Source organism: Neorhizobium alkalisoli (assembly GCF_002968635.1).
Lineage (GTDB): Bacteria > Pseudomonadota > Alphaproteobacteria > Rhizobiales > Rhizobiaceae > Neorhizobium > Neorhizobium alkalisoli.
Window position 1 is genome coordinate 1 of record NZ_PVBN01000038.1, and the last position, 444, is coordinate 444.

The window sequence follows — 444 nt, forward strand, 5'->3', positions numbered from 1 at the left end:
GCTCAGGGCGCCAGCAGCTACCGCATTATCTCCGCCGGCGGTAACAACATGTTGAGCGGCACCGCGATCATCTACAAATAAGGTTTCCGGTACAGGGCCCGAGATTTCGGGCCCTGCCTCTATTTCCCGCTTGAAAACTCCGCATTTGCCCCGCCCTTTATTGTTACAGAAATATTAAATTTTTATTACACACCAGACACCCGATCGCCAGTGGCTTAGCTTGAAGGCATCTTCCTGCAGAAAGGCTTTCAAAATGAGCGAGATATCGACACTTACCATTAAAATTCCTCTGGCACTGAAGGAGAAAATCCGAGCCGCCGCCGCTGAAAACGAATTTTCATTGAGCGTGGAAGTGTGCCAGCGCCTGGAAAGCAGCTTCAACGCGCCCATCGTCAAGGCAGAAAAACCGGCCAAGAAAGCGGACGACCTGCACCACGGCGAGAT

At 52.0% G+C, this 444-nt stretch carries 2 protein-coding genes; both read left to right on the forward strand.

Annotated features, from left to right (window positions below):
• The coding region (locus tag C5L13_RS29655; protein ID WP_158693563.1) for a YdgH/BhsA/McbA family protein at nt 1-81 on the forward strand (81 nt) is incomplete at its 5' end.
• A gap of 172 nt (nt 82-253) precedes the next feature.
• On the forward strand, nt 254-444 hold a 191-nt coding region (locus C5L13_RS28435; protein ID WP_205836899.1), incomplete at its 3' end, for a hypothetical protein.